General features: G+C 70.6%; 12 protein-coding genes. 9 read left to right on the top strand and 3 right to left on the bottom strand.

Going from position 1 to position 15,976, the window contains the following annotated elements:
• Window positions 1-25: 25 nt before the first annotated feature.
• Both ACIQVD_RS06695 and ACIQVD_RS06690 read left to right on the top strand, forming a co-directional pair.
• Window positions 26-997, top strand: coding sequence for a diacylglycerol/lipid kinase family protein (locus ACIQVD_RS06695; protein WP_400681905.1), 972 nt, complete (start codon window positions 26-28; stop codon window positions 995-997).
• A gap of 343 nt (window positions 998-1,340) precedes the next feature.
• Window positions 1,341-1,592 (top strand): WhiB family transcriptional regulator, encoded by a 252-nt coding sequence (locus tag ACIQVD_RS06690; RefSeq protein ID WP_014138019.1) that lies wholly within the window; start codon window positions 1,341-1,343, stop codon window positions 1,590-1,592.
• 366 nt (window positions 1,593-1,958) lie between these two features.
• On the opposite strand, the gene ACIQVD_RS06685 is transcribed toward ACIQVD_RS06690, so the two are convergent.
• The 3 genes from ACIQVD_RS06685 to ACIQVD_RS06675 form a co-directional block, all read right to left on the bottom strand.
• Window positions 1,959-3,479 carry a sensor histidine kinase gene (locus ACIQVD_RS06685; RefSeq protein WP_100836408.1) on the bottom strand — a complete coding sequence of 507 codons (1,521 nt, stop codon included), beginning with the start codon at window positions 3,477-3,479 and terminating at the stop codon, window positions 1,959-1,961.
• Between the two features lie 426 nt (window positions 3,480-3,905).
• Entirely contained in the window at window positions 3,906-4,964 is a 1,059-nt protein-coding gene (locus tag ACIQVD_RS06680) for an SIS domain-containing protein (RefSeq protein ID WP_100836409.1), read from the bottom strand.
• Window positions 4,965-5,174: 210 nt separating this feature from the next.
• Entirely contained in the window at window positions 5,175-6,479 is a 1,305-nt protein-coding gene (locus ACIQVD_RS06675; protein WP_400681909.1) for an extracellular solute-binding protein, read from the bottom strand.
• Window positions 6,480-7,683: 1,204 nt separating this feature from the next.
• On the opposite strand from ACIQVD_RS06675, the gene ACIQVD_RS06670 reads away from it, so the two are divergent.
• The 7 genes from ACIQVD_RS06670 to mctP all read left to right on the top strand — a co-directional run bounded on the left by ACIQVD_RS06670 (window position 7,684) and on the right by mctP (window position 15,899).
• Window positions 7,684-8,979, top strand: coding sequence for an extracellular solute-binding protein (locus ACIQVD_RS06670; protein WP_402286453.1), 1,296 nt, complete (start codon window positions 7,684-7,686; stop codon window positions 8,977-8,979).
• 164 nt (window positions 8,980-9,143) lie between these two features.
• The gene (locus ACIQVD_RS06665) at window positions 9,144-10,133 is read left to right on the top strand and encodes a carbohydrate ABC transporter permease (RefSeq protein ID WP_400681912.1); all 990 of its coding nucleotides are present in this window, start codon (window positions 9,144-9,146) and stop codon (window positions 10,131-10,133) included.
• Window positions 10,130-11,050, top strand: coding sequence for a carbohydrate ABC transporter permease (locus tag ACIQVD_RS06660; protein WP_400681915.1), 921 nt, complete (start codon window positions 10,130-10,132; stop codon window positions 11,048-11,050). Before ACIQVD_RS06665 ends, ACIQVD_RS06660 begins: the two co-directional genes overlap by 4 nt.
• A gap of 62 nt (window positions 11,051-11,112) precedes the next feature.
• Complete coding sequence (locus ACIQVD_RS06655; RefSeq protein ID WP_400681917.1) at window positions 11,113-12,687, top strand: glycoside hydrolase family 3 protein; 1,575 nt, start codon at window positions 11,113-11,115, stop codon at window positions 12,685-12,687.
• Between the two features lie 240 nt (window positions 12,688-12,927).
• Window positions 12,928-13,713, top strand: coding sequence for a GntR family transcriptional regulator (locus tag ACIQVD_RS06650; protein WP_344559039.1), 786 nt, complete (start codon window positions 12,928-12,930; stop codon window positions 13,711-13,713).
• A gap of 267 nt (window positions 13,714-13,980) precedes the next feature.
• Window positions 13,981-14,283, top strand: coding sequence for a DUF3311 domain-containing protein (locus ACIQVD_RS06645; RefSeq protein WP_402286449.1), 303 nt, complete (start codon window positions 13,981-13,983; stop codon window positions 14,281-14,283).
• 20 nt (window positions 14,284-14,303) lie between these two features.
• Entirely contained in the window at window positions 14,304-15,899 is a 1,596-nt protein-coding gene (gene mctP, locus ACIQVD_RS06640) for a monocarboxylate uptake permease MctP (RefSeq protein WP_100838505.1), read from the top strand.
• Window positions 15,900-15,976: the final 77 nt, after the last annotated feature.

Below are 15,976 nucleotides of genomic sequence, written 5' to 3'. Positions count from 1 at the left end.
TCGGGCGGGTCGTAGGCTGATCACCATGCGCGCTCTCCTGGTCGTGAACCCGAAGGCGACCACCACCAGTGGCCGGACCCGGGACGTGCTGATCCACGCCCTGCGCAGCGACCTGAAGCTGGACGTCGCCCAGACCCAGTACCGCGGCCACGCCCGGGACCTGGCCCAGCGGGCGGTCGAGGACGGCGCGGTGGACCTGGTGGTGGCCCTGGGCGGCGACGGCACGGTCAACGAGGTGGTGAACGGCCTGCTGGCGCACGGCCCGGGCGAGCGGGTGCCGCGGCTGGCGGTGGTGCCGGGCGGTTCGACCAACGTGTTCGCCCGCGCGCTGGGCCTGCCGAACGACCCGGTGGAGGCGACCGGCGCGCTGCTGGACGCGCTGGCGGAGCGCCGGGAGCGGGCGATCGGCCTGGGCAAGGCGCTGACCGACGGGGTGCCGGACCGCTGGTTCACCTTCACCGCGGGGTTCGGCTTCGACGCGGGCGTGGTCGGCCGGGTGGAGCGCCAGCGCCGGGCGGGGCGCAGATCCACCCACGCGCTCTACGTGGTCGAGGCGCTCCGGCACTACGTCACCGAGCGTGAACACCGGCGTTCCGGGCCGATCTCCCTGGAGATCAACGGCCAGGAGCCGGTGCCGGGCATGGTGATGGCCATAGTCTCGAACACTTCACCGTGGACCTTTCTGGGTTCCCGTCCCGTCTTCCCGTCCCCCTCGGCTTCATTCGAAACCGACCTGGACATCTTCGGCATCACTCGAATGACGGCGTTCCGGACCGCCCGGACGGTCCGTCAGATCCTCCGTCCGCTGCCCTCGGCGGAGGGCGGTGAACGCCCGGCCGGCCCCTCCGGGAAGCACCTCGTCTCCTATCACGACGTCCGGCACTTCACCTTGGTTTCAGAGGAACCGGCCCCGTTTCAGGTCGACGGGGACCACCTTGGAGACAGGAGTCGCGTCAGTTTCACAGGCGTACGGCGGGCACTGCGTGTGATTGTGTGACCAGAAGGGGGTCATCGCCTTGCTCTCGAACGTTCGAGCCCCTTCACCCCATAGAAGTACTGCCTGTGAGGTAGGCGACACCGAAGAATCAAAAATTTCTTGCCGAAGGGGGTTGTATCCGGCTTCGAGGTTTGCGAACCTCTACATGGCGATCGGGACACACCGCAGCGGGACACCGCGGGAGAGCCCCTCGAATCGCCGAACCCCCCTCAGCACAGACCGCCCGGGCCCGATGGGCCTTAGGTCCCTTTTGCTGTTGCGGGATTCGTGAAAGCGTTCACATTCACAAGCCATTCGAGTGAGTCGCGGGCCACGGCCCGTCGACCGGAGGAGTTGGACGACCATGGACTGGCGCCACCGCGCTGTCTGCCGCGAAGAGGACCCGGAGCTGTTCTTCCCGATCGGGAACACCGGCCCTGCTCTGCTGCAGATCGAGGAAGCCAAGGCCGTGTGCCGCCGTTGTCCCGTGATGGAGCAGTGCCTGCAGTGGGCGCTCGAAACCGGCCAGGACGCCGGCGTCTGGGGCGGCATGAGCGAGGACGAGCGTCGCGCGATGAAGCGCCGCGCTGCCCGCAACCGCGCCCGCACCGCCTGATACACCCGACCACCCGCCGACTGACGCGTCGTCAGGAGCAGTCGGCAGCAGTACGGATCAACCCATGATCAAGGGTTCGGCCGCGATTGGCCGGCCGAGCCTTCCCGAACGGGCCCGCTCGATCCGCGGGGCCGACGACGCGAGCCGCCCAGGCACTTGATACTGTTCACGGAGAGCAATATCGTTGGCCTGTGGCGCTCACCGTGTGCAACGCACGGGGCGGGCGTCGCGCCACCACCAGAAGCCCCCGTTCCGGCCGACTCCCCCCGACGGCCGGACCGGGTCGAGAGGCCCTGCCGACCCACCCCCCGGTCGGCAGGGCCTCGTTTCTGTCTCCGCCCCCGGGAGGGGGACGCCCCGCCCCCGTCAGGGGACGGGGATCTCCAGCACCACCTTGGTGCCGCCGTCCGGCGCGGCCACCATGTCGAAGCTGCCGCCGAGTTCGCCGGTGGCCAGGGTGCGGACGATCTGCAGGCCGAGGTTGCCGGCCTGCTGCGGGTCGAAGCCCTCGGGCATGCCGCGGCCGTCGTCCTGCACGGTGATCAGCAGGTACTCCTCGGGCTTCACGCCGTTGTTCCAGGTGTCCGACCAGCCCTTGCCACCGGCCGGGGCGCGCCCGCGCAGCGCGCTGACCTCCAGGTTGCCGGAGGCGCTGGGGCCGAAGGCGTGCTCCAGGGCGTTCTGGGTCAGCTCGGTGAGGATCATCGCCAGCGGGGTGGCGACCTCGGCGGACAGGATGCCGAAGGAGCCGCTGCGGCGGGCCACCACCCGGCCGTCCTGGGAGAGTTCCATCACCATCGCCAGCACCCGGTCGGCGATCTCGTCGAACGCCACCGACTCGTCCAGCGCCTGCGAGAGCGTCTCGTGCACGATGGCGATCGAGCCGACCCGGCGGACCGCCTCGTCGAGGGCGGCCCGGCCGGCCGCCGAGTCCATCCGGCGGGACTGCAGCCGCAGCAGCGCGGCGACGGTCTGCAGGTTGTTCTTCACCCGGTGGTGGATCTCCCGGATGGTGGCGTCCTTGGTCATCAACTCGCGGTCGCGGCGGCGAAGTTCGGTGACGTCCCGGCAGAGCACCAGGGAGCCGGTGGGGGTGCCCTTGGGCTTGAGCGGGATGGTGCGCAGCGTCACCACGCCGCCCTGGGCCTCGATCTCGGTCTGCCGGGGGGCCCAGCCGCTGGCCATCTTCACCAGCGCCTCGTGCACCGCGCCGCGGCTGGGCGGCACCAGTTCGGCGGTGCTGCGGCCCAGGTGACTGCCCACCAGGTCGGTGGTCAGCCCGAGCCGGTGGTAGGCGGAGAGCGCGTTGGGGCTGGCGTAGGTGACCACGCCCTCCACGTCGAGCCGGATCAGCCCGTCGCCGACCCGGGGCGCGGCGTCCATGTCGGCCTGTTCGACGCCCGGGTAGGGGAAGGTGCCGGCCGCGATCATCTGGGCCAGGTCGGAGGCGCTCTGCAGGTAGGTGAGCTCCAGCCGGCTGGGGGTGCGGACGGTCAGCAGGTTGGTGTTGCGGGCGATCACGCCGAGCACCTTGCCGTCCCGTCGCACCGGGATGGACTCCACCCGCACCGGCACCTCCTCCCGCCACTCCGGGTCGCCCTCGCGGACGATCCGCCCCTCGTCGTAGGCGGCGTCCAGCAGCGGGCGGCGGCCGCGCGGCACCAGGTGGCCGACCATGTCGTCCTGGTACGAGGTGGGGCCGGTGTTGGGCCGCATCTGGGCCACCGAGACGTAGCGGATGCCGTCCCAGGTGGGGATCCACAGCACCAGGTCGGCGAAGGACAGGTCGGAGAGCAGCTGCCACTCCGAGACCAGGAGGTGCAGCCACTCCACGTCGGCACCGGTGAGGGTGGTGTGGCGGCGGACGAGTTCGTTCAGCGAGGGCACACCGTGAGCGTATCGCCGACCGCCCTGCCGCACGTTGTCCAGACCAATTGCGGGGACCCCCTGGACAACCACAATTGGTCTAGTCCACAATGAACACGCACCAAGGAGAGGCCCTCCGCGCAACTGCCCTGACCGCGCGAGGCCCCTCCTCGGTCGGAGGCGTCGTTCGAGGGTCCCGCACAACTCTCGGACGGTCCCCGCCTCCGGCATACAGCTCCGGGCTGCGGTGCCGCACAGGTTGAGGGTCCTGTGTCGGCGCCGTGGCCCGTAGTGTTTCCCGGCCCCGGACGAGCCCCGCTCCCCGGCCCCGGACACGGCGAAGCCGCCCCCGCAGCACCTCGCGGGGGCGGCTTCGCCGTACCCACCTCGGCGGGTCCCGCCTCGGCGGGGCTCGCCTCGGCGGGTCTCGCCTCGGCGGGTCTCGCTTCAGTGGGTCTCGGTGACCTTGGCCAGGGCGCGCGGGGCGTCCGGGTCCTGGCCGCGGGCGATGGTGACCTCGTAGGCCAGCAGCTGGAGCGGCAGGATCTCCAGGATCGGCTGGACCTCCTGGGGCACGCCGGCCGGCAGCGCGAAGCCCGCGCTGGCGGCGTCGACCTGCGCCTGCTGGCCGATCACGACCAGGTCCGCGCCACGGCCGCGCAGGCGGTCCAGGACGGGCTGCAGGGCCTCCCCGCCCTTGCCGTCCGGGACGATGGCGATGACCGGCGAGACGTTGTCGACCATGGCCAGCGGGCCGTGCAGCAGGTCGGCGCCGGAGAACGGGGAGGCCGGGATGTAGGTGGTCTCCATCAGCTTGAGCGCCGCCTCGCGGGCGGTCGGGTAGCCGTAGCCGCGCGAGGTGATGACCAGGCGCTGGGCGAAGCGGTAGCGCTCGGCCAGGTCCTTGACCTCGCCCTGGCGGGCCAGGATGCCGGCCGCCAGCTCCGGCAGCGCCTTCGCCGCGGAGCCGTCGCCGCCGCGCAGGCCCTCGACGAACAGGTACAGCGCCAGCAGCTCGGCGGTGTAGGTCTTGGTGGCGGGCAGCGCCTTCTCCGGCCCGGCCAGCACGTCGATGTGGAACTCGGAGACCTCGGCGAGCGGCGAGGCGGCGTTGTTGGTGACCGCCAGGGTGATCGCGCCGGCCTCGCGGGCCGCCTTGGTGGAGGCCACCAGGTCGGGCGAGCCGCCGGACTGGCTGACCGTGATGACCAGGCAGTCGGTGAGGTCCGGCTTGGCGCCGTACGCGGTGGTGGTGGACATCGAGGTGAGGCCGGCCGGCTTGCCGAGCAGGACCTCGATCAGGTACTTGGCGTACAGCGCCGCGTTGTCGGAGGTGCCGCGGGCGGTCAGCAGGACGAAACGCGGGTTGCGGGCGGCGATCTGCGCGGCGATCTCACGGATCGCCGGCGCACCCTCGTCGAGGATGCGCTGCAGGACGGCCGGCTGCTCGGCCATCTCCGCCGACATGATCCTGCCGGGTACGGAAACAGTCTGCGGGTCGGACATCGGGGTGTGCCTCCGTGGAGAGATGGTTCTACCCCGTGGGGCGGGACGCCCGACGGGGACCTCTGAACGGCGGCGAGTCCGCACCCTCGCTGCGTGGAACTGTTCTGTGCCGATCCTACGTGCGACCGGGCCCCGCGGCACACTCCGTGACGGTGCGCCGGGGACCGGTCCCGGGGAGCGGGACGCCGGACCGGTGGTCCGGCGGTCCGGTCAGCCCGGGTTGTTGATCAGCTGGTCGATCTGGGCGTCGGCCTCCTTGGTGGCCTCCTCCACGCTCTTGCCCGCGAAGACCGCGTTGAGCATGTTGACCAGGATGTTCTGCTTCTCGATCGCGCCCCAGCCGGGGGCGAGCGGGGTGAACCAGGCGTCCTGCACGGCGTTGGCGGCCGCGGAGGTGGCCGGCTTGTTCTTCAGCGGGGCGAGCTGGACCAGGTTGTTCGGCAGGGTGTCCTTGTCGGCCAGCACCTGCTCGGACTTGCTGCTGGTGAACATCCGCACCCAGTCCGCGGCGGCCTCGGCGTTCTGCGACTTGGCGGTGACCGCCAGGTCGGAGCCGCCGATGAAGGAGGGCAGCGGCTTGCCGTTCGGGCCGGGCATCGCGGCGATCCTGAGCGAGTCCTGGAGCGCCGGGGTGCCGGTGATCGGCGCGGTGGCGACGCTCTGCTCCCAGCCGTTGGCGTAGATCAGCCCGGCCTTCTCGTGGCCGAGCACCTTGGCCTGGTCGGCCTCGTTGACCTTGTAGTCGCCGCTCTTGTTGTACTTCTTCACCAGGTCGACGAAGTGCTGGAGGCCCTGCTGGGACTTGGCGTCGTGCAGGGTGCCGTGCCAGTTGCCGGCCGAGTCGAACTTGGCGATCGAGCCGCCGTACGCGGTGACGTAGGACATCGCGGCGTACCAGTAGGGGCCGGGCAGGTAGAGCGAGGAGTAGCCGGCGCTGCCCTTGTACTTGGCCTGCACCTTGTCGAGGGCGGTGAGCAGGTCGTCCTCGTTCTGCGGCAGGTCGGCGGAGCCGGTGGCGTCCTGGAACATCTTCGAGTTGTAGAGGCCGATCCGGGCGCCCGCGTAGTAGGGCACGCAGTAGAGCGTCTGGTTGTAGGTGCAGGTGTCGGAGAGGCCCTTGATCCAGTTGTCGGAGTTGTCGAAGCTGCCGCGCTCCAGGGACATCAGCGAGCCGTTGACGATGTACTTCAGCGTCTCGGTGTTGCCCAGCTCGACCACGTCCGGGGCCTGGCCGGCGGCGATCGCGGCGTCCAGCTCGGAGACCTTGTTCTGCCACTCGTGGTAGCTCAGCTTGATCTGGACCTTCGGGTACTTCCGGGCGAACTCGTCGTTCACCTGCTGCACCAGCTCGGGCCAGCTCTTCTGGGCGTCGTTCATCAGCCACACGGTCACGGTGCCGGTCACGTTCTTCGCGTCGACGCCGGTCGGCGCGGGCGACGGGCCGCCGGACGAGCAGCCCGCGGCGGTGGCCAGCAGGGCAGCGGTGCTGAGCGTGGCCAGTACCTGACGCTTCACGCGATCCTCCGGATGGGGTACGGGGAGGTCTGCGCGGTGGTACAGACCAGCTTTCCGGATCTTGGCCTAGACCATTTTGGGGCGTCAACGCAGGTGCGGTTTCGCACCCTGCTCGTTGTCAATCCGTTGTCTTCCTTGGCCCGGCCACGTCAACGATCGGCGGGGGCCGACCCGGGCATGACTTTAGGCTCACTTAAGGTGACCCAGGGTGAGAGGAATGGATCAAGCGGAATCCCGGGAATTCCGCGCCCCGGTTTATCCGGCCCGGCGCCCCGGTCCGGTCGGCGGGCCGACGAGGGCGGCGCGGCCTCCGGGCGGGACGGCGGGGGCGGCGGGAGGCGGCGGACCGTCCGTCGAATACGCACGACTTCACCGGGGCGCGGGCTCGGCGCCGTCCGGCGGCCCAGCGCCGGAGGCCGGACCTGCGGCGGCGCGACCCCGGCCGCCCGGCGGCGGGCCCCCGCGACCGGGGCGGGGCGCGGGCGGCCCGGCGAAAACACCGGGGACCCGCCGTCCGGGCGGTCGGCGCGACGGTGGGCGGGCCGGGTTCCCGGGGGAAATCCGCAGAACTCCGGCGGTGATTCCCGGCCCGTTATCGGCCGCGGCGGCGGGAAAGAACGGGGACGACCGGCCTCACTATTCGCCCCGCGCCATTCGGCCGGGAAACTCCGCCGCTTTCGGGACCGCCCCTCGCGGGTGCGGGCCCGGGCCCGCACGGGGACGGGCGCGCGGGCGCGCCGCGCGGGCGGCACGCACGGGGGACGCACGGGGACGACCCGCAGGGCGCGCGGGCACCGCGCCGACGGCCGCGCCCGGGGGCGGTCTTGACATGACCTCACAGATATGCAGCGCCCGTACCACCCACCCGCCGACGGGGCCGTCGAGGTGTCCCGATAGGTCCCGTTTCCTCCCCGACTTGGTCCAGTCCAACACAGGCGAGTCAAGCGTTGATAACGGCTTGTGCAGCGGCTCTTCGAGCCCTTGACGCTCGCCATTGGTCCATGCCAACCTCCAGGCGTTGGTCTAAACCAATGGTCTACTCCACCTCACGGATCGGCCCGCCGGCCCCGGCAGTTCGTATCCGTGTCACCCGGTGACGTTCCCCCATACGGCACAACGCAGCTCCAGGCCAGTCGGCCCAGCAGCCCGGTGCCCTACCTTGCTCATCCCTCTGGAGGATGGTTTGAACCGCAAGATCGCAGCCGTGGCCGCTATCGCCACCGTGCTCGTCGCCTCGGCCTGCTCGTCGTCTTCTTCGTCCGACAGCAAGTCGAGCGGTGACGTCCTGAGCACGGACGGCAAGGGCAAGAAGATCACCGTCTGGCTGATGGACGACGCGCAGAAGGGCTGGAACGAGGTCGTCGAGGCGGCGAAGGCCGAGTTCAAGGAGAAGACCGGCGCCGACGTCGACATCCAGTGGCAGACCTGGACCAACTACACCACCAAGCTCGACACCGCCCTGCTCTCGGGCAACGCCCCTGACGCGATCGAGGTCGGCAACACCCAGGCCGCCAAGTACATCGACGCCGAGTCCTTCGTCGACCTCACCTCGGTGAAGAGCAAGTTCGACAACTCGGACAAGTGGCTGGACTCGCTGGCCGCCTCCGGCCAGTCGCCCGACGGCTCCAAGACCTACGCCGTCCCGTACTACGCCGGCGCCCGCGTCGTGATCTACCGCAAGGACCTCTTCGAGGCCGCCGGTGTCACCCAGGCCCCGACCACCCTGGCCGAGCTGAAGGACGCCCTGACCAAGGTCAAGGCCGCCAACGCCAGCACCCCGGGCTTCTCCGCGATGTACCTGCCGGGTCAGAACTGGTACACCGCCGTCTCCTTCGGCGCCGGCACCTACGGCGTGAAGAACGTCATCGCCAAGAAGGACGGCGACAAGTGGACCAGCACCCTGGCCGACCCGAAGTTCGTTGAGGGCGTCTCCACCTGGAACGACCTGCAGAAGAACTTCTCCACCGGTGGCACCACCTCCGACGAGGCCACCCAGGACGCCCTGATGGCCAAGGGCAACATCGCCGCCATCATCGGCAACGGCTGGGAGGTCTCCTCCGTGGCCGACCCGAAGACCGGCGACCCGTCCCTGAAGGACAAGCTCGGCACCTTCGCCCTCCCGGGCGCCGCGGCCGGCAGCACCACCCCGGCCTTCCTGGGCGGCTCCGACCTGGCCGTCCCGACCAACGCCAAGAACGCGGGCCTGGGCGCGACCTTCCTGCAGATCTACACCAACACCGCGCAGCAGACCCTGCTCGCCAAGCACGCCATCCCGAACGCCAAGAACCTGGTGGACGCCTACAAGGCGGCCGACCCGGCGAACAAGGCCACCGGTGACGCGGCCCAGGGCGAGACCTGGTTCATCCCGAACACCCCGCTGTGGTCCGGCACCAACGAGACCGCGCTGAAGACCGCCTTCGGTGCGATCGCCGCCGGTGGCGACCCGGCCACCGAGCTGAAGAAGGCGAACGACGACCTTCTGAAGACCCTGAACGGCTGATCCAGCTCCAGCTGAACCGCAGGTCGGCCCGGGGAGTTCCAACGGTGCTCCCCGGACGGACCACCGCACTGAGCGCCGGATAGGGGGTGGGCAGTCCGCGATACCGCGGGCTGCCCACCCGTGCGCCAGGACCGACCAGATCCGCGGGCCCGGGAAGGACCCTGATGAGTGTGACCACCAACGAGACCGTGACCCGGTCCGAGAACCAGGGGCCTGCCCCGACGGGGAAGCCGCAGCGGCGCGGGTTCTTCGCGGCCGGCCATTACATCCCCTACACCCTGCTGCTGCCCGCGGTCGTCGTACTGGCGGGCGTTCTGGCGTACCCGCTGTACCGGCTGATCGACCTGGCCTTCCAGAACGTCAACAAGTACGCGCTGCTGGTCCACCCGGAGCGGGCGCAGTACATCGGCTTCGACGGCTTCTCGCGGGTCTTCGGCGACAGCGAGTTCTGGGAGGTCGTGCTCCGCTCGGTCTACTTCACCGCGGAGCTGGTCATCCTCTCCATGGTGCTGTCGATGGCACTGGCACTGCTGCTCAACCGGGTCTCCAACTGGGTCCGGGTCACCGTCATCACCGTGATGATGTTCGTCTGGTCGATCCCGGCGCTGGTCAACGGCCAGGTGTTCCGCTGGCTGTTCTCCCCGCAGGGCGGCGTCGTCGACTACATCGCGTACCTGGTCACCGGCGACGAGACCTGGAAGAACTACGACTGGTTCGCCGACGCGCACGTCGGCCTCTACGTGGTCGGCGCCGCGGTGGTCATCTGGGGCGCGCTGCCCTTCCTGGTGCTGGGCCTGTACGCCGCGCTGACCCAGGTGCCCAAGGAGCTGATGGAGGCCGCCAAGCTGGACGGCGCCAACGCGTTCCAGGCGTTCCGCAACGTCACCCTGCCGGTCATCCGGCCGTTCCTGATGATCTCCACCGCGCTGAGCTTCATCTGGGACTTCCAGGTCTTCGCGCAGATCTTCGCGCTGCGCAACACCTCGCCCGAACCCGGCTACCGGACCATCGGCACCTACCTGTACATGCAGGGCATCGTCGCCTCCCGGTACAGCGAAGCCTCGGTGATCTCGATCGCCATGATCGTCATGATGCTGGCGGTTCTCGTGTACTACATCCGCCAGATGCTCAAGATCGGAGCCAACGAGCGATGACCACGGACGTCTCCACCACCGCTCCGAAGACCCAGCAGCCGCTCCCGCCGGTCAAGCGGAAGAAGGTCAAGGAGACCGAGGTCGGCCGCAGCGGCGCCATGACCTGGGTCTGGAACACCATCGCCCTGCTCGTGGCGGTCGTGATGGCCTTCCCGATCTACTGGATGATCATCACCACGTTCAAGACGAACAAGGACCTGATCTCCAAGGACCCGACCTTCTGGCCCACCTCGTTCTCGTTCGACAGCTACCGGACGATCTTCGACGACGACCAGTTCCTGCCCAGCCTCGGGCACACCCTGGTGCTGACCCTGGGCGCGGTCGTGCTCGGCGTCGCGGTCGGCTTCCTGGCCGCGGTCGGCGTGGCCCGGTTCAACTTCCGCGGCCGCAACTTCTTCATCGTCACCATGCTGGTGGTCCAGATGGTGCCGCTGCTGGCGATCATCATCCCGCTGTTCGTGGTGATGAACAGCCTCAACATGACCGGCGGCCTGTTCGGCGTCATCCTCGCCTACCTGGTCTTCACCGTCCCGTACGTGATCTGGACGCTGCGCTCGTTCATCGTGAACATCCCGGCGGAGCTGGACGAGGCCGCGATGGTCGACGGCTGCACCCAGTGGGGCGCGTTCTTCCGCGTCATCCTGCCGCTCACCCTGCCCGGCCTGATCACCACCTCGGTGTACAGCTGGATCCAGGCCTGGAACGAGTTCATCGTCGCCAAGACCCTGCTGGGCACCAGCGGCATGAACACCTCGATGACCTGGCTGACGTTCTACTCGACCACTCCCACCCGTGGCGCGGACTACGGCGCGCAGATGGCCGGCGGTCTGCTGGTCTCGCTGCCCGTGATCATCCTGTTCGTGTTCTTCCAGAAGAAGGTGTCGGCGGGTCTCACCGCCGGTGCGGTCAAGGGCTGATCCCCCTTTCCCCACCCCACTGCACCTGTCACACCTCCACCTCCAGGGAAGGAACCAAGGCGATGCCCGGTACGGAAAGCGCCGATCTCCTCCGCGACGCCGGAGCGGTCCTGCAGCCCGGCTTCGCCGGTCTGACCGCGCCCGAGTGGCTGCGCCGCAGACTGGGCGACGGCGAACTCGGCGGCGTCGCCCTGTTCGGCCGCAACATCCGCACCCCGCAGCAGGTCGCCGCGCTCACCTCGGAGCTGTACGCCCTCAACGGCGAGCTGCTGGTCGCCACCGACGAGGAGGGCGGCGACGTCACCCGCCTCGAAGTGGTCAGCGGTTCCTCCTACCCCGGCAACCTGGCGCTCGGTGAGGTCGACGACACCGACCTCACCGAGCGGGTCGCCCGCTCCATCGGGTTCGACCTGGCCGGCGTCGGCGTGAACCTCAACTACGCGCCCGACGCGGACGTCAACTCCAACCCGGACAACCCGGTGATCGGCGTCCGGTCCTTCGGCGGCGACGGCGAGCTGGCCGCCCGGCACACCGCCGCCTACGTCCGCGGCCTGCAGTCGGCCGGCGTCGCGGCCTGCGCCAAGCACTTCCCCGGCCACGGCGACACCGCCGGCGACTCGCACCTCGGGCTGCCCCGGATCGACCTGGCCGCCGACCAGTTCGCCGCGCACCTGCTGCCCTTCCGCGCCGCCATCGCGGCCGGCGCGAAGAGCATCATGACCGCGCACATCCTGTTCGACGCGTACGACGCCCAGCTGCCCGCGACCATGTCGCAGCGCATCCTGACCGGCCTGCTCCGCGAGGAGCTCGGCTTCGACGGGCTGATCGTCACCGACGGCATCGAGATGGGCGCCATCTCCGGCACCCACGGCGTCGCGGCCGGCTCGGTGCGGGCCGTCGCGGCCGGCGCCGACACCATCTGCGTCGGCGGCGGCCTCCAGGACGAGGACGCCTTCGTCTACCTGCGCGACGCCCTGGTCTGGGCGGTCCGCGAGGGCCGGCTGTCCGCCGGACGGCTGCACGAGGCCGCCGAGCGCAACCGGGCCGTCGCCCGCTGGTCGGCCGAGCTGCGGGCCTCGCTGGTCGGCCAGCAGGCCGAGGTCGGCGTCGGCCTGACCGCCGCCCGCCGGGCGCTGCGGATCACCGGCGGGCTGCGCCCGCTGGGCGGCGTCCCGCACGTGGTGGAGTTCTCCCCCGGCGCGAACATCGCGGCCGGCGACGAGACCCCGTGGGGCGTGGCCGGGCCGCTGGCCGAGCTGGTGCCCGGCACCACCTCCAGCCGGGTCTCCCCGCCCGCGACGGTGACCGAGGGCTCCGGCCTGCTGCACGTCGCGGTGGCCGCCGACGACGCCGAGATCGACACCGCCCCGCTGCTGGGCGCGGCGGTCGGCCGCCCGCTGGTGCTGGTGGTGCGCGACGTGCACCGGCACGGCTGGATGCGCCGGGCCGCGCTGGCCCTGGTCGAGCACCGGCCGGACGCGGTGGTGGTGGAGATCGGCACCGCCCACGGCGTGGCCGAGCTGTTCGCCCCGCGCGGGGTGACCACGCTGGCCACCTACGGCGGCTCGCGGGTCTGCGCGGTCGCCGCGGCGGAGGCCCTGGCGGGGCTCACGGTGACGGCCGCCCAGGCCGGCTGAGACACTCGGGACGGGCCCGGGGCGGGCGCCTGGCGCCCGTTCCGGGCCCGTCGCGTTGACCGGGGGCCCCGGACACCCGGAGGGCCCCCCGGGGCCGCCGCCGGGCCGCCACGGGCCCGCCACCGGCCGCGAATGCGGCCGAGGGCTCACGTTTGCTCTCCCGTGCGTGCAAACATGTGCTGTTACATAGGACTTAGGGGTCCGTTAAGGGACCGCCTCCAACGAGGAGTGAGAGCTGCCATGAGTGGCGACAGGGACACGGCGGCGCTCGCCGAGGGCTCCACCGTGCCGACCCAGACCGGCCCTGCCACCGCCACGGCCCGGGTCCCCAAGTACTACGGCCTCAAGCGGCACCTGCTGCAGCTGACCGAGACCCAGCCGGCCGGGACGCCGGTCCCGCCGGAGCGCGCGCTGGCCGCCCAGTTCGACACCTCGCGCACCACCGTCCGGCAGGCCCTGCAGGAGCTGGTCGTCGAGGGCCGGCTGGAGCGCATCCAGGGCAAGGGCACCTTCGTCGCCAAGCCGAAGGTCGCCCAGGCCCTCCAGCTCACCTCGTACACCGAGGACATGCGCGCCCAGGGACTGGAGCCGACCTCCCGGCTGGTCGAGGTCGCCTACATCTCCGCCGACGAGCGGCTCGCCCCGCTGCTGGACATCAAGCCCGGCGGCCGGGTGCTGCGGATCGAGCGCCTGCGGCTGGCCAACGGCGACCCGATGGCCATCGAGGTGGCGCACCTGTCCGCCAAGCGCTTCCCCGCGCTCCGGCGCAACCTGGCCAAGCACAACTCGCTGTACACCGCGCTGCGCGAGGTCTACGGGGTGACGGTCGCGGAGGCCGAGGAGACCATCGAGACCACCCTGGCCAACCCGCGCGAGGCCGGCCTGCTCGGCTCCGACCTGGGCCTGCCGATGCTGCAGCTGTCCCGGCACTCCTTCGACGCGGACGGCGCGCCGGTCGAGTGGGTGCGCTCGATCTACCGCGGCGACCGGTACAAGTTCATCACGCGGTTGAACCGGCCGGCCTAGTTCCACGGGCGGTTCCGGGACAACACTGCATCACGCGGTCGAACCGGCCGGCCCAGTCCGACGGGCGGTTCCGGGACAACACCGCACCACGCGGTCGAACCGGCCCGTGTGAACGGGCGATCCGGGTTGACCGGGTAGTGACACGGGTCGCTCCGCTGCCCTAGCCTCTCGGGGACCTTTCGATCACCGAGGGTGCTGCTCGGCGGGCGCACAGCCATGTGCGTTGCGGTGCCACTGAGGTGACTCCTCGTCAGCCAGGAGCCGCTCGTGTCGTCGTCCCAAGTCCCTGCCGCGGGCGCACCGCCCGTGGTCTCCCCCGCCCGGGTGCTGGCCGGCCTGTGCCTGCTGGTGCCGATCGTGGTGGTGCTGTGGGTGCCGTCCTACAGCAAGATCTCTCCCGAACTCGGCGGAATGCCGTTCTTCTACTGGTACCAGCTGCTGTGGGTGCCGGTGTCGGCGCTGTTCACCGGCGCCGCGTACCTGCTGATCCGGCGGGACGAGGCGGCCCGCAAGGCCGTCCCCGCCGTCCCGGTCCTGCCCGCCCAGCCGTCGGACGGGGGCCGGTCGTGAAGCACGTCGACTGGACCGCGATGACGGTCTTCCTGCTGTTCTTCGCCGCGGTGACGGTGATGGGCTTCCTGGCCTCCCGCTGGCGGCGCGCCGCGGACGCCGCGCACCTGCACGAGTGGGGGCTGGGCGGCCGGAGCTTCGGCACCTGGATCACCTGGTTCCTGCTGGGCGGCGACCTGTACACCGCGTACACGTTCATCGCGGTGCCGGCGGCGATCTACGCGGCCGGCGCCGCGGGCTTCTTCGCGGTGCCGTACACGATCATCGCGTACCCGCTGGTGTTCCTGTTCCTGCCCCGGCTGTGGTCGGTGTCGCGGGTGCACGGGTACGTGACGCCGGCGGACTTCGTGCGCGGCCGGTACGGCTCGCGCGGGCTGTCGGTGGCGGTGGCGCTGACCGGCATCCTGGCGACCATGCCGTACGTGGCGCTGCAGCTGGTCGGCATCCAGGCGGTGCTGGACGTGCTGGGCGTGGGCGGCAGCGGCAACTGGTTCCTGAAGGACCTGCCGCTGTTCATCGCGTTCGGCGTGCTGGCCGCGTACACGTACTCCTCGGGCCTGCGGGCACCGGCGCTGATCGCGTTCGTCAAGGACGCGCTGGTCTACATCGTGATCATCGTGGCGGTGGTCTACATCCCGATGCGGCTGGGCGGCTACGGGCACGTGTTCGACGCGGCGCAGCACAAGTTCGCCACGCCCGGGGCGAACGGGAAGCCGAGCGGGGCGCTGGTGGTCGGCCCGTCGGGGCAGTGGGCGTACGCGACGCTGGCGTTCGGTTCGGCGCTGGCGCTGTTCATGTACCCGCACTCGGTGACCGGCGTGCTGGCCTCGAAGTCGCGCAACACGGTGCGCCGGAACATGGCGATCATGCCGGCGTACTCGCTGATGCTGGGCCTGCTGGCGCTGCTGGGCTTCCTGGCGATCGCGGCCGGGGTGGGCAAGGGCGTGAAGGGCTACAACAGCCAGCTGGCGGTGCCGCAGCTGTTCGCGGACATGTTCCCGTCCTGGTTCACCGGGGTGGCGTTCGCGGCGATCGGGATCGGCGCGCTGGTGCCGGCGGCGATCATGTCGATCGCGGCGGCGAACCTGTTCACCCGGAACGTCTACAAGGAGTTCCTGAAGCCGGACGCGACGCCGGCCGAGGAGACCCGGGTGGCGAAGATCGCCTCGCTGCTGGTGAAGGTCGGCGCGCTGGTGTTCGTGCTGCTGATGGACAAGCAGGTGGCGATCAACTTCCAGCTGCTGGGCGGCCTGTGGATCCTGCAGACCGCGGTGGCACTGGTGGCGGGCCTGTTCACCCGGTGGTTCCACCGCTGGGCGCTGCTGGCGGGCTGGGCGGTCGGCATGGTGTACGGCACCTGGCTGGCCTGGGGGATCTCCTCCCCGGCCACCAAGCACTTCGGCGGCAGCAGCTCGAACATCCCGGGGATCGGGCAGACCGGCTACATCGGTCTGACCGCGTTCGTGCTGAACCTGGCGGTGGCCGTGGTCCTGACGCTGGTGCTGCGGGCCCTGAAGGCCCCGGAGGGGGCCGACGAGACCTCGAAGGCGGACTATTCCGCGGAGTCCGGCGACGAGGCCGTGGAGCGCGCTCCACAGCCCGCGGTGGCGCACTGACGCACCGGGGGCGCGCATAGCCGCGCCATGCGCCCTGTGGTCGCGCCGTTGCCCCGATCGACACTGGGGTGACGGCG

The organism is Kitasatospora sp. NPDC090308 (assembly GCF_044769485.1).
Classification (GTDB): domain Bacteria; phylum Actinomycetota; class Actinomycetes; order Streptomycetales; family Streptomycetaceae; genus Kitasatospora; species Kitasatospora fiedleri.
Note: the sequence above shows the minus strand (reverse complement) of the source record. Positions and strands in the feature narration are given on the sequence as shown.

What these genes read in the sequence shown, in the direction of transcription:
- ACIQVD_RS06695 (WP_400681905.1), top strand. Translation starts at nt 26, where the DNA reads ATGCGCGCTCTCCTGGTCGTGAACCCGAAGGCGACCACCACCAGTGGC.
- ACIQVD_RS06690 (WP_014138019.1), top strand. Translation starts at nt 1,341, where the DNA reads ATGGACTGGCGCCACCGCGCTGTCTGCCGCGAAGAGGACCCGGAGCTG.
- ACIQVD_RS06680 (WP_100836409.1), bottom strand. Translation starts at nt 4,964, where the DNA reads ATGTCCGACCCGCAGACTGTTTCCGTACCCGGCAGGATCATGTCGGCG.
- ACIQVD_RS06665 (WP_400681912.1), top strand. Translation starts at nt 9,144, where the DNA reads ATGAGTGTGACCACCAACGAGACCGTGACCCGGTCCGAGAACCAGGGG.
- ACIQVD_RS06660 (WP_400681915.1), top strand. Translation starts at nt 10,130, where the DNA reads ATGACCACGGACGTCTCCACCACCGCTCCGAAGACCCAGCAGCCGCTC.
- ACIQVD_RS06655 (WP_400681917.1), top strand. Translation starts at nt 11,113, where the DNA reads ATGCCCGGTACGGAAAGCGCCGATCTCCTCCGCGACGCCGGAGCGGTC.
- ACIQVD_RS06650 (WP_344559039.1), top strand. Translation starts at nt 12,928, where the DNA reads ATGAGTGGCGACAGGGACACGGCGGCGCTCGCCGAGGGCTCCACCGTG.
- mctP (WP_100838505.1), top strand. Translation starts at nt 14,304, where the DNA reads ATGACGGTCTTCCTGCTGTTCTTCGCCGCGGTGACGGTGATGGGCTTC.